The sequence below is a fragment of the Paenibacillus sp. OSY-SE genome (assembly GCF_000283315.1).
In the GTDB taxonomy this organism is placed as follows: domain Bacteria; phylum Bacillota; class Bacilli; order Paenibacillales; family Paenibacillaceae; genus Paenibacillus_B; species Paenibacillus_B profundus.
The window spans coordinates 57,931-71,079 of sequence record NZ_ALKF01000176.1; the positions used below are offsets into that span (position 1 = coordinate 57,931).

Consider the following 13,149-nt stretch of genomic DNA (forward strand, 5'->3'; position numbering starts at 1 on the left):
GAGGAGGGATTTTTTTGCCTTCAGCCTTCTTGAAAATTCCCTCTAACGTGTTCGCCCCCCCTTCTCTCGATTCCCTTTTGTTCACTCTCCCAATGCTTCAGACTGCCCCTTTAATGCTTCAGGAGCAGTAGTTAGAAATACAGATGGCATAATTAACGACTCGAAGGCTTTGGAAAAAGTGTGTGTACATCAACAAATGCACGGTGGAGGACCGGATTCAACAGACGCAGGGAGCATGACAAGATAGAGAGGGGGAACTAGGGTGCGCCAATCATACGATTAAGAGCGTTTGGACTGTGCCACTCGAGTATTGGACTCTGAATCAATGGGATAGTGGGCAAAAGGTTTGGTAAGCCACATGGTACGAGGAAGTGGGGAGCTGGATATCTTTGGGGACAAAAAAATAACGGGTACCTCGTACGCTGCTCCTCAAGGTACCCCGCCCATACCAAGCATTTCAAATACTGCTGATAATAACTATTGTTAATTTCCATACAATTAGGCTCAATACCTGCTAAAACGATCAGTTCAGCACTAATGACAAACGAACCGCCTTGCGTTGTCCAACCACTAGGATATGTTTTATCTATGGATCCGATAAAAATATAACACGGCGGCACAATGTGATGATCATGACTACTTGGCAATTTTGCCTCAATTTCTGATAACTTTTTAATTATGTATGGGTCGTCTATGCGATAAGCGGCAACACCGTTTTCATTCGCTTGGAAGAGCAATATGGTCGGATACCTTACGTTCGCCATCTTAAAATAAGTCGTATTTTCCATAAATAACGCAGGGCATTGCTGCACCGACTCTTCTATACTGTAGGGGAACACGGGGCATGCCCATCTGAATGAGCGCATACTTGCCGAATTCATTTACGAAGGGAGCAGGTGTCGAAGGAGGCTATCACGGTGGAACTGAATCGGCTGCAAATTGCAGACTTTCTGCCCGATCGCAGTATGGCTGCATATGAGATGCATTTGGCGGACGAGGTTCCTTGGCATGGTCACGAATTTTATGAATGTACGATGATTGTGAGCGGTACGGGCAAACACCGGTTGAACGGCGAGGAGCTGACTCTTCAGCGGGGGGATGTGTTCGTCCTTACCCCAGGAGATTTCCATGCGATTGCGCCGGATAACGAAGAAGCGCTAGTAGTCGTCAATATTATTTTCAAGGAAAGCTGCATTACCAAGGAAACGTGGAAATGGCTGTTTGCCGACTCTTGGAACGCTATCCAATGCCAAGTAGGGATAGAGGCGATTGAAAATGCGCAGTTGATATACCGTGAGTACGAAGCGAATGAGCCAGGGGCGGAACGCATGATGCGTGCGTTGCTCGAACAGCTGTTAATCTGCATATTCCGGCAGGTGCGCCATAACGCCGAGAAGGTAAATACCGCACGATTACCATTATCCTCTGGGGAACTGGACGAGCCGATCCGAGCGGCGCAACGGTATATTCACCATCGCTTCCGCGAATCGATTACGCTGCAGTCCGCAGCTAAGCAGGCAGGCTGGTCGCCTCCATATTTCAGTGAAAGGTTCAAGAAGGCGACAGGAATGACGTTTCAGATCTATGTGCAGCAGCTGCGCTTGCAGTGCGCGCGGACGATGCTCGCTGAGAGCGACTGGCGGGTGACCGAAATATGCTATGCTTCCGGATTTAACAATTTGGCGCATTTTGAAAGGGTATACAAGAAGAGGTTTGGTTGCTCGCCGCGGGATTCCCGCCAGGGCGCTAAAGGGTAAACACGTGGTACGGGTGATGGCCGGACTGTAAGATGATGAGATATGTATAGGCATGAGTAACTATATATGGAAGAAAAAGGGGAGAACGTGATGATTCGAGTAGCTATTTTGAGCTATTGGCACGTGCATGCAGAGGAGTATACGGAGGCGTTCCGCAACCATCCAGAGACAGAGGTAGTGGCGCTGTGGGATGAGAACGTAAAGCGCGGGGCCTCTTATGCGGACAAGTATGGGGTGGAATGTATTCCGTCACTTGACGAGCTGTTGAGCCGCACGGATATCGATGCGGTCGTTGTAACGACGCCGACGACGATGCACGAAGACGTTATTGCGCGAGCCCTACGGGCGAAGAAGCATGTATTTACGGAAAAGGTGCTGTCCGTTACCGGAGCGGGTGCGGAAGCGCTGATGGCGGAAGCGACCATGAATAACGTTATCCTGACTGTCGCGCTGCGCCGCCGTTATGAGAGTGAAGGCATAACGATCGAGAGGTTGGTAAAGGAAGGCACAGTCGGACAACCGACCTTGATTCGCGTGCGCATGGCGCATAATGGAGCCACTGCCGGGTGGCTGCCAGAGCATTTCTACAGCTTGGAGGAGTGCGGCGGCGGAGCAATGATCGACCTTGGCTGCCACCCAATGTATCTCATCCGTCTGCTTGCTGGCATTCCGCAAGCGGTGACGGCGGCTTATGGATATATGACGAAGCGGAAGGTCGAGGATCATGCGGCGGCGCTCCTTCATTATGACAGCGGCGTCATCGGGATTGCGGAGACCGGATTCGTCACGGGCGGATCGCCATATACAATTGAAGTTCACGGAACGGAAGGTTCTCTGTTATTTACGTCCGAACAAGGCGAGGACCTTCTCACGCTGCGCGGCGCCGACGGAACAGTGAAGCACATTCCACTCGACAAGCCTGAAGGCTCTATGTTCGACGAGTGGGTGAACCGCATGCTCGGCACGAAGCCGGAAGGCGACAATACAGCGCTGGCGATTGATCTGAGCCGTATAATGGAAGCAACTAATGAATCCGCGCGCATAGGCGGCACGGTACGTATTTAAGGATAAAGGAAACATATACAGTTAATAAGAATGGAGGAACGGCATTATGACAGAACAAGTGATTCGAATCGGCATTATCGGCAGTGGCGGGATCGCAAGAATGCATGCTCGGGCGTATAAAAGGATTCCTGGCGTCGTGGTGGCGGCAGTAGCGGATATTGTGCCCGGCAGAGCGCAGGCACTCATTGATGAGGAGGGGCTGGCGGAAGCAGCGGCATTTGACAATACACGCAAGCTGCTGGAACAAGAGCTGCACGGCGTGAGCATCTGCACCCCGAACGTATCGCACCATGAGCAGGCGTTATTGTCACTGGAGGCAGGCAAGCACGTACTGGTGGAGAAGCCGTTATCCGTTACATTGGACGAGGGCATTGAAATGGTGGAGACTGCGGAACGTATGGGTAAAATGCTGAGTGTCGGCTTCCAGCCGCGCTACGACGACAATATTAAGCTGGTGCGGGAAATTGTGCAGTCCGGGCAACTCGGTGGTGTATACTATGCCGAGCTCGGGGGAGGCAGACCTCGCGGCATCCCGGGTGGAACGTTCATCCGGCGCGACATCGCAGGCTCTGGTGCCATTGCGGACATCGGGTGCTACTCGCTAGATATGGCGCTATATGCGCTTAATCATCCGCGTCCGCTGACCGTATCCGCCTTTTCCAGCAACCGTCTCGGTACGAACCCAGCCATCTGTCCAGAGGCAGATCGCTTCGATGTCGAGGATTTCGGGGTGGCTTTCATTCGTTTTGAGAACGACATGGTCATGACGTTCAAGACGTCGTGGGCGATGCATCTCGATTCTATGGGCTCGACGTTCTTCCTTGGCTCGGAAGGTGGACTGAAGCTTGGCTCTGGCCGTACGGGCGCTTGGGGAGGCTCATTCGATTGCTTAGGGGATATCCGCATGTATCGGGATATGATGGGCCGGCAGACCGAGACGGTCATTCCGCTGTCAGGACAACCGCTCGACGAGCCGTTCTTCTTGAAAATATCCGACTTCGTCCGTGCGATCCGAGATGACGCCCCTGCGCCGGTGCCAGCGAGCGAAATACTCGTCCAACAGACGATAATCGACGCGCTTCTCCGTTCGGCCGCACAGAAGCGTGAGGTAGATGTGGAGTGGCCATCTATACTTCGAAGATAGAGGCGACTCGTTTCTGATTCAAAGGGAGAATGGGCAAAGGCACGTAAAGCAGACATGCTAGCACGGTCCAATAATATAGGGGCAGTTCCATATGCAAAATATCTGCTTAGGGGCTGCCCCTTTGTGTACGTTCCTTTTAATTGTGGCTACACTAATGAATGCGGCTTGAACATCAACGCGGGATCGCGGAACGCATTCGCGACGATTTCGGAACGTGGGAAGTCAGCTTCGTATGCCGAATCATGATATATATTACAAAACCAAATATCGGAGCAATGCTGACGATAAGCGTAATTCCTGCCGAGAATAAGATGGAACGGTCGATGCGATAACTGTCGATAGAGGTCCAGATGGTGCATGCCCCATGGAGGATTAGAAGGAAGAACATGAGCTTCCCGGCGGGTGTGCTTATCCAAGACATTAATTCTATCCACAACATCGTAGCTACCTCCTTAAATTACTGAACGGGATGCCTCAAATTATTAAGGGCTAAAGGGATTATAGTGTAACAATGGGGATTGAATCCATCGTTTTTTCCATCACCAACCTTACAATTTTGAAAGGTTTTCTTTTAGTTGTACAATAAACGTTGAACTTTTCCGGTCAAACTGGTTGCAAAAGGTGTGCTATTACCGGATAATTTAATAATCAGACTTTGCAGAATTGGAGTTAGAATGATGACGGAACGCCAAGCGGAAGCGGCGAACAAGCTTATGGTGCGCATCGTCATTGACAGCCGTCAAGATGATGAGCGCGTGACCCAAGAGGTAACTGGAGAGTTGTACCGCAAAGGTGCGCATTTCTATGTACGATACATCGAGCCGATAAATCATCCGGAACGGGTCAATCGACGAGGTGATCATCCGGACGGTGAGAATGATGGCGCCAGCGATATGAGTGCAAGCTCACCTACACAGGTGATGATAAAAATAAGCAAGCGTCAAATCAAATTGACGCGGCGCGGACAAGTGGAGTCAGAGCAGACATTTTCTTATCGCGAGAAGCAGGGAGGCTACTATCGCTCCCAAGCACTGCGCTTTCCGATGACTACGTATACCTCTCTGATGGAATGGAACAACCCGTGGCCATTTGAAGGACCGCTTCAGTTCGATCAATTAATGCTCACTTGGGCATACCAGCTTTATATTGAAGAGCAATGTACGGGACAGTTCGAAATCAAGCTGAAGATGACACCCGCAGACACGCATAACAGAATGGCGCAGGAGGAATAGAGACAATGAGCATGAGTGTAATGGAGAAAATGAATGACCAAGTAAAGACTGCAATTGATGAGGCGATCGTGAAGGCCGGATTGGTGACGCGCGAAGAGCTGCCGTCCTTTGTCATCGAAGTGCCAAAGGACAAGTCGCACGGTGACTTGGCGACGAACGCGGCGATGCAGTTGACTCGCATTGCGAAGCGCAATCCGCGTCAGATCGCGGAAGTGATTATTGAGAACCTGGATAAAGCGGCGGCTTCTATTGAAAGTACCGAAATCGCGGGCCCAGGATTTATTAATTTCCGTATGAACAAAAGTTATCTGTATGATGTGGTGCGGGAAGTTACCGACAAAGGTTCGGACTACGGTCGTATCGGCATTGGCGCCGGACAGCGCGTTCAAGTGGAGTTCGTCTCGGCGAACCCGACGGGAAGCCTTCACCTTGGGCATGCCCGAGGTGCAGCGGTTGGCGATGCGCTGTGCAACCTGCTTGATTATGCAGGTTATGAGATGACGCGCGAGTACTATATTAATGATGCCGGCAACCAAGTGATGAACTTGGCGAAGTCGATTGAGTGCCGCTATAAGCAGGCGCTTGGTCTCGATGCTGACATGCCGGAAGACGGTTATTTCGGTGAAGATATTAAAGGTTTCGCGCAGGATCTGGTGAATAAGGAAGGCGATCGTCTTCTGCAGCTGGCCGAAGAAGAGCGTGCGAAGTATTTCCGCCAATTCGGACTGGAGAAAGAACTGGACAAAATTAAACGCGATCTCGGCCGCTTCGGCGTGCCGTTCGATGTATGGTTCAGTGAAACGTCATTGTATGAGAACGGGGAAGTGACGAAGGCGCTCGACACGCTGCGTACGACTGGACACGTCTATGAAGAAGAAGGCGCGACGTGGCTGCGCACGACAACATTTGGTGACGACAAGAACCGCGTCTTGGTGAAAAACGATGGTTCCTACACCTATTTGACACCTGATGTTGCATACCATATGGATAAGTACGGCCGCGGCTTCGACCGCATGATTAACATTTGGGGCGCTGACCACCATGGCTACATTCCGCGGATGAAAGCGGCAATGGAAGCAGTTGGCAATGACCCGGACAAGTTGATTGTGCTCATTGCTCAAATGGTCAGCTTGTTCCAGGATGGCGAGAAAGTGAAGATGTCGAAGCGTACCGGCAAAGCGGTCACGATGGAGGATTTGATGGAGGAAGTGGGCGTTGACGCGATCCGCTACTTCTTCACGATGCGCTCCATGGATTCTCATCTCGACTTCGACATGGATTTGGCGATTTCGACGTCGAACGAGAACCCTGTGTTTTACGTGCAGTATGCGCACGCGCGCATTTGCAGCATCTACCGTCAAGCAGAGGAGCAGGGAGTGGCATTGAAGCCGCTGGACGATATTGACTTGACTACGCTGACGACCGAGCATGAATACGATCTGCTGCGCAAGATGGGCGAGCTGCCAGAAGAGATCGCAGTTGCGGCCCGTGATTATGCGCCGCATCGCTTAATCCGGTACGTATACGAATTAGCGTCGCTCTTGCACAGCTACTACAAGGCAGAGCGTGTCATTACTGAGGACACGGAACAGACACAGGCTCGCCTGGCGCTGTTAGGCGCAGTGCGCACCGTTATCGCAAATGTGCTCCGGCTGGTAGGGGTATCTGCGCCAGAACGGATGTAAGATTAATTACGAATATGGCTGACCGTTATACGCTGGCGTCTCGAAGGAGGAGACGCCAGCTTTTTATTTCCAAGCGAAGTCTGAGAGCATCTCTTGTATAATAGATGCAGCGTCATGCACAGATCCACAGCAGACGGGAAGAAGGATGGTGATGGTATTGATTCATCTGCTGCCTTTAATGATAGAACGTGTCGGCATTTTGCTAATTATTGCATTTGTGCTGTCACGTATGAAGTCTTTCCGCCAAATCGTTCATCACGAGCATGGCTTGACCGAGAAATGGATGCTTATCGTCGTATTCGGCGCGTTTGGGGTCATTAGCAACTATACCGGAGTTCAGATCCACGACAGCTCCATCTATTCGCAAGCGTGGCATACGGATGTAGATACGGGGAGCGCGATCGCGAACACGCGCATTATGGGTGTTGTCATCGGCGGACTGTTGGGGGGACCGCTTGTAGGAACCGGCGTCGGATTGATTGCAGGAGTGCATCGCCTTTCCTTAGGCGGTTATACTGCGGTTGCATGCGGCATCTCGACCATTATGGCCGGCATTGTTACCGGAATAATTGGTAAGCGCTTTCGTGCACAAGGAAAGCAGGCCGCATGGCTAACCGCAGGAATCGGCATTCTGATGGAGTGCGCACAAATGGGTATCATCCTGCTTGTTGCCGAGCCGTGGGCCGACGCATGGGGGCTGGTGAAGATTATCGGTGTCCCGATGGTAGTAGTGAACGGCTTCGGCACCTTGCTGTTTATGCTCATTATCCAGTCTATATTTCAGGAAGAAGAGCGTTCCAGAGCATTGCAGACACATAAAGCGCTATATATTGCAGATCATACGCTGCCTTTCTTCCGCCAAGGCTTAAACGCGCATTCGTGCCGGGAAGCCGCCCAAATTATTTTAAAGGAGACGAACGCCGACGCCATCTCGATTACGAATCAGCATCAAATCTTGGCCCATGTCGGGACAGGTGCCGATCACCATATTGCGTTGCAGAGCATTTCAACGAGACTAACGAAGAAGGTGCTTGAAGAAGGCATCGTTCATAAGGCGTCTTCGCGCGAGGAGATCCAGTGTTATAACCTGGATTGCCCGCTGCAGGCCGCACTGGTGCTGCCGCTAAAGGTGCACGACAGCACGATTGGCACGCTAAAGCTATATTTCAGGCGTGCTACGAGGCTGGATCAAGTCGAACGGGAGTTGGCTGAGGGATTAAGCAAGCTTTTTTCCACCCAGTTGGAGCTGGCGGAAGCTGAGCTTCAGAGCAGGCTCTTGAAGGATGCTGAGATTAAAGCGCTGCAGGCCCAAGTGCATCCCCATTTTTTGTTCAATGCGTTCAACACCATTTCTGTGCTGTGCCGTACGGATCCTGAGCAAGCCAGAAAGCTGCTGCAGCAGCTCAGTGTATATTTTCGCAGCAATCTTCAAGGTGCCCGCAAGATGCTCATTCCTCTGCACAAGGAGCTGGAGCATGTAGAAGCCTATTTGTCATTGGAGCAGGCGAGATTCCCCGGCAAGTTTACGATCGAAGCACATATCGACGCCTCTCTGAATGATGTATTGGTTCCGCCGTTCACGCTGCAGCCATTGGTGGAGAATGCCATCCGCCACGCCTTTTCCAAAGGCTTCACCGAGCCGATAGGTCGGGTGACGATAAGTGCGACTGCTGAGGGGGAGAGCATGATTTTGGTAACGAAGGACAACGGTAAAGGCATATCGGCAGATATTGTGGGCGCTCTCGGTAAGCAAGCCGTACAATCGGCGGAAGGAACCGGCACAGCCCTTTATAATATTAAGACACGCATTGAAGAACTGTACGGGAACCAGGCTTCCTTCCGTATTGCAAGTGAGACCGCCCAAGGAACGACAGTCCGCATCACCCTGCCTGTCCATTTCGTCGAAAGAGGTGATAATCTTGTTGAAGGCATTTATCGTGGAGGATGAGCCGCTAGCACGAGATGAGCTTATTTATTTGCTGCGTCGCACGAAGCGAGTGGAGGTTGTAGGAGAGGCGGAGGCGAAGGATGAGGCACTGGTGCACATTGGGGCAGTTCGTCCCCATGTCGTCTTTTTAGACATACAGCTTGCAGAGGAAAGCGGCTTGGAGATTGCACAGCGGTTAATGGAACTGGATGCACCGCCGGCAATCGTGTTCGCCACCGCATACGATGAATATGCTTTAAAGGCATTCGAGCTGAACGCAGTTGATTATATATTGAAGCCCTTTGATGAGGTTCGCGTGCATCAGACAGTAGAGAAGCTTAACAAGCAGCTTGTGATGAGGGTGCCGCCTAACTTGCGTTCCCCGGCGTCCCGTTCCTCAGTTCCGGAACGCCAGGATCGCTTAGCTATCACAGTGGATGAGCGGATCGTTGTGCTGCATGTCGATCATATTATTTATATCGGATTTGAAGAGGGGAAGACCATCATCGTGACGAAAGAACGGCATTACAAAGTTAGCGAGCCGTTAACGATGCTTGAGCGCAAGCTTCTACATCCTTCTATTATACGGGTGCATCGGGCTTATCTCGTCAATGTGGATCGGATTATAGAAATCGAGCCGTGGTTCCACTCCACCTGTCAATTGAAGCTCCAGGACGGTTCCCAGGTACCGGTCAGCCGCACTTATATGAAGGATCTGAAGCAGATCCTCGGATTTTAGATTGCGCACCATAACTGAAAACGTTTGCATCTCAAGCTTCTCTTTTTGCAGCTCACTCTCTTCCCTTCACATTCTATCATGAAAATGAATAATTTTCGTTTTCATATTATAAGATAGCCACAAGGAAATCGAAGGGAGTGGCCACTAATGAATGCGGTTTCAATTGTAATCGGCTCTATTTGCATTTTGATGATTGCTTATCGACTGTATGGAACGTTCATGACGGCAAAAGTGTTAAAGCTTGATGACTCCAAGCCGACTCCGGCTCACGAATTCAACGACGGCAAAGATTACGTGCCGACGAATAAATGGGTATCCTTCGGGCACCATTTTGCCGCGATTGCGGCAGCCGGCCCGCTCGTTGGACCGATCCTGGCCGCGCAGTTCGGTTACTTGCCGGGACTGCTGTGGCTGCTTATCGGTGCGGTTATCGGTGGAGCGGTGCACGATGCAGTTGTGTTGTTCGCCTCTATGCGCAAGCAGGGCAAATCGCTCTCCGAAGTAGCGAAGGACGAGCTAGGACCTGTCGCCGGCTTCTGTACCGGCCTCGCTATGCTCTTCATTATTACGATTACGATGGCTGGGCTGTCAATGGTCGTGCTCCATGCGCTGGAGCATAATCCATGGGGAACGTTCTCGGTCGGCATTACGATTCCGATTGCAATGGGAGTAGGGCTGCTGTATAAGAAAACAGGCAATCTGAAGGTTACTTCCACCATCGGCTTTATTCTGCTTCTAGTCGGCGTATTCATGGGCCCTTATATTCAAGGTACGGCGCTGGGAGAGTGGCTGACCTTTGACATGAAAACATTGGCTGTCATTTTACCGATATACGCTTTTTTTGCGGCAGCTTTGCCGGTCTGGCTGCTGCTCGCGCCGCGCGATTATTTGAGCAGCTTCATGAAAATCGGCGTCTTCATCGCGCTTATCATCGGCGTCTTTATTATTAACCCGGCGATTCCATTCCCGGCGGTAACGGAATTCATTCACGGGGGAGGTCCGATTTTGGCTGGCCCGGTCTGGCCGTTCATCTCGATAACGATTGCTTGCGGAGCAATATCTGGCTTCCACGCCTTCGTCGGTTCTGGAACGACACCGAAGATGCTGGATCGCTGGAGTGATATTAAAGTGGTTGGGTTCGGCGCGATGCTCGTTGAATGTGTGGTAGGAATCATGGCGCTAATCGCCGCCACTGCTCTGCAGCCAGCGGACTACTTCGCAATTAATTCCACGCCGGAAGCGTTCGAGGCGCTCGGTATGAGCACGGTTCATTTGCCTGAGTTGGCGCGTGAAATCGGCCTCAATCTGGAGGGAAGAACAGGCGGCGCCGTTACGCTGGCAGTTGGCATGACCTATATCTTCACGAAGATTCCATGGTTCGAAGGCTTGGCATCATACTTTTTCCAGTTCGTCATCATGTTCGAGGCGGTCTTTGTCCTAACAGCAATCGATGCCGGAACGCGTGTCGCACGCTATATTATCCAAGATTTCTTCGGTGACATCTACAAACCGTTGAAACGGGTGGATTGGGTGCCTGGCTCGATCTTCGCGAGTGCGTTAGCTTGTCTGATGTGGGGATATTTACTCTTTTCGGGCGATATTGGCTCCGTATGGGCACTGTTCGGAGTATCTAATCAGATGATGGCGTCGATTGGTCTTATCATCGGAGCGACGGTCATTTTGAAGATAGCGGACAAACGCAGGTACATGTTTACGTGTTTGATTCCGTTGGCATATTTGTTCGTAACGGTCAATTACGCGGGAGTGTGGATGGTTGCGAACGTATACTTGAATCCAACGGCTTCCGGTTACAGTATTTTGAATGCTTCACTGTCCATCATTATGATGGTGCTTGGGATCATCATCCTCATCTCGGCCATTAAGAAATGGATTGAGCTATGGAATGCGCCGCGGACGCGTCTTGCGCCAATTACAGCAGCTTAGTTATCTTGAATGAGCGGCGGGTGAAATGGCGCCGATGCTGGGCAGCCTCTGATGAAGTTCGCAGCCATGCCTGGGGCCGATTGCGAGACCATAAGCGCCAATGGCCGACAAAATACGCATGTCCCGTCTTTGCGGGCCAAAAATGAGTATAAATTGTCGATGACGAGCCAATAAAAAAGGGGGCTATCCCAAAAGTCTGAATGACTTGAAGGATAGCCCTCTTGTTTCTTTTTGCATTGTATTTTGCGCAATGAAACAGCAGCGTATACCTGCGGCGAGATCGCAGCCGCCCCCTACCGCTCCACTTCCTTGAGCAGACGCATCACGTCTACTTCGCCTGCTTCGCGCGGCGTGCCGCCCTTGCCTCTGGGGCCGCGCGTAGGGTTGGCGGAATGGCGCAGAAGGGTTTTGATCTCCCCTGGCTTCAATCCCGGCTTCATGGCGAGCAGCAGGGCAATCGCGCCGCTGACATGAGAGGTGGCCATGGAAGTGCCGCTCATTTCGTGATATTTTCCCTTGAGCCATGCAGACACAATTTTTTCTCCAGGAGCATAAATATCGACGAATCGACCTCGATTGCTAAAATTCGCAATTTTGCGGACCCGATCGGTCGCGCCCACAGAAATGGTCTGCTGATACCGGGCGGGGTAATCGATCGTTTTGCGTTTGGCATCGTTTCCTGAAGACGCGACGATGGTGACCCCTGCGTTATAGGCGTTCATCACTGCATTTAACAGTGATTTGCTGCGCGTCTTCATCCCGAAGCTCATATTAATTATATTCATGCCATGACGCACACACCAATCAATGCCTTGAATAATATCAGATACATAAGCAGATCCATTCTCGTCAAAGGCTTTGACAGGATGGATCAGCGCACGAGGAGCCACGCCAATGATTCCATACATCTGATTGGCGGCTGCTATCGTACCGGCGATGTGCGTTCCGTGTCCGTTATCGTCATACGGAGGCAATCCGCGGTGAACCAGATTGACGCCGCGCATCAAAGAGTTGCGCAAATCAGGATGGCGGTAATCAGCTCCCGTATCGATGACGCCAATGTACACGTGATGGCCGGTCGTCGTGCTCCATGCCTGGGGCGCTTTAATGTGCCGCACGCCCCAAGGAATGCCGCGTTCCCAAGCAACGGGCTTCTGCGATGCGGCATGCATCGTTACTTGAATATCATCCTCAACAACGAACTCGCTTTGGTACAGAGCCAATTGCCGATTTAGACCAGCTGGAACCGGACAGATCCAAGCTAGGATTAACGGAACGGTATGGACGCTCCCAAGCTCGGGGTGGCGCTTTTGCAGATCGTACAGAGCTTTGCAGCATCGTTCGTACAATTGAGGGTTGTAAAAGCGAATCAGCCGTCTCTTCCCACGTTGTCCGTTGGAGGAAATCTCATGAAGCATCAACTGGAGTAAGCCCGTAACATCCAATGTCGAGTCCCTCCCGACAGGTCCTTGTGGAGTATCGTATGCGTTCTGCTGCAGGGTGGACTGGGGTAGCCGCCTTTTTTGAGAAAGTTAGGCCTTCTTCCGTGTCAAATGTCTTCCCGGGACATAATATGAAGAAGAGCCGGCGAAGGGCTTAGCACACCAAAGACGAGGGCCACTGCTTTCGTCGGGTGCGGATACAGTCGAACGCGAA

The 13,149-nt window shown here is 51.5% G+C and carries 10 protein-coding genes; 8 read left to right on the forward strand and 2 right to left on the reverse strand.

What is annotated here, in order from left to right:
• Window positions 1-917 precede the first annotated feature (917 nt).
• From A372_RS0112505 to A372_RS0112515, 3 genes are all read left to right on the forward strand, one after another.
• Entirely contained in the window at window positions 918-1,757 is an 840-nt protein-coding gene (locus tag A372_RS0112505) for an AraC family transcriptional regulator (RefSeq protein WP_019421192.1), read from the forward strand.
• 90 nt (window positions 1,758-1,847) lie between these two features.
• On the forward strand, window positions 1,848-2,822 hold the full coding sequence (locus A372_RS0112510; protein WP_026011036.1) for a Gfo/Idh/MocA family protein: 975 nt from the start codon (window positions 1,848-1,850) through the stop codon (window positions 2,820-2,822).
• Between the two features lie 46 nt (window positions 2,823-2,868).
• Window positions 2,869-3,966, forward strand: coding sequence for a Gfo/Idh/MocA family protein (locus A372_RS0112515; protein ID WP_019421194.1), 1,098 nt, complete (start codon window positions 2,869-2,871; stop codon window positions 3,964-3,966).
• Between the two features lie 172 nt (window positions 3,967-4,138).
• Here the strand turns inward: A372_RS0112515 and A372_RS0112520 are convergent, their stop codons facing one another.
• A complete protein-coding gene (locus tag A372_RS0112520; RefSeq protein ID WP_019421195.1) occupies window positions 4,139-4,405 on the reverse strand; it encodes a hypothetical protein in 267 nt (88 codons plus the stop codon).
• 235 nt (window positions 4,406-4,640) lie between these two features.
• Between A372_RS0112520 and A372_RS0112525 the strand changes: the two genes are divergently transcribed.
• From A372_RS0112525 to cstA, 5 genes are all read left to right on the forward strand, one after another.
• A complete protein-coding gene (locus A372_RS0112525; RefSeq protein ID WP_237728526.1) occupies window positions 4,641-5,198 on the forward strand; it encodes a DUF1934 domain-containing protein in 558 nt (185 codons plus the stop codon).
• Between the two features lie 5 nt (window positions 5,199-5,203).
• A complete protein-coding gene (argS, locus tag A372_RS0112530) occupies window positions 5,204-6,883 on the forward strand; it encodes an arginine--tRNA ligase (RefSeq protein WP_019421197.1) in 1,680 nt (559 codons plus the stop codon).
• A 151-nt stretch (window positions 6,884-7,034) separates the two neighbouring features.
• Complete coding sequence (locus A372_RS0112535) at window positions 7,035-8,831, forward strand: LytS/YhcK type 5TM receptor domain-containing protein (protein WP_019421198.1); 1,797 nt, start codon at window positions 7,035-7,037, stop codon at window positions 8,829-8,831.
• On the forward strand, window positions 8,803-9,549 hold the full coding sequence (locus tag A372_RS0112540; protein WP_019421199.1) for a LytR/AlgR family response regulator transcription factor: 747 nt from the start codon (window positions 8,803-8,805) through the stop codon (window positions 9,547-9,549). The genes A372_RS0112535 and A372_RS0112540 overlap by 29 nt, the downstream gene beginning before the upstream one ends.
• A gap of 147 nt (window positions 9,550-9,696) precedes the next feature.
• The gene (gene cstA, locus A372_RS0112545) at window positions 9,697-11,493 is read left to right on the forward strand and encodes a carbon starvation protein CstA (RefSeq protein WP_019421200.1); all 1,797 of its coding nucleotides are present in this window, start codon (window positions 9,697-9,699) and stop codon (window positions 11,491-11,493) included.
• Window positions 11,494-11,786: 293 nt separating this feature from the next.
• Here the strand turns inward: cstA and A372_RS0112550 are convergent, their stop codons facing one another.
• A complete protein-coding gene (locus A372_RS0112550; RefSeq protein ID WP_019421201.1) occupies window positions 11,787-12,938 on the reverse strand; it encodes a S8 family peptidase in 1,152 nt (383 codons plus the stop codon).
• Between the last annotated feature and the right edge of the window lie 211 nt (window positions 12,939-13,149).

Excerpts from the sequence above, each read along its gene's own strand:
- A372_RS0112510 (WP_026011036.1), top strand. The coding sequence starts at position 1,848 with ATGATTCGAGTAGCTATTTTGAGCTATTGGCACGTGCATGCAGAGGAG.
- A372_RS0112515 (WP_019421194.1), top strand. The coding sequence starts at position 2,869 with ATGACAGAACAAGTGATTCGAATCGGCATTATCGGCAGTGGCGGGATC.
- A372_RS0112520 (WP_019421195.1), bottom strand. The coding sequence starts at position 4,405 with ATGTTGTGGATAGAATTAATGTCTTGGATAAGCACACCCGCCGGGAAG.
- A372_RS0112525 (WP_237728526.1), top strand. The coding sequence starts at position 4,641 with ATGATGACGGAACGCCAAGCGGAAGCGGCGAACAAGCTTATGGTGCGC.
- argS (WP_019421197.1), top strand. The coding sequence starts at position 5,204 with ATGAGCATGAGTGTAATGGAGAAAATGAATGACCAAGTAAAGACTGCA.
- A372_RS0112535 (WP_019421198.1), top strand. The coding sequence starts at position 7,035 with ATGGTATTGATTCATCTGCTGCCTTTAATGATAGAACGTGTCGGCATT.
- cstA (WP_019421200.1), top strand. The coding sequence starts at position 9,697 with ATGAATGCGGTTTCAATTGTAATCGGCTCTATTTGCATTTTGATGATT.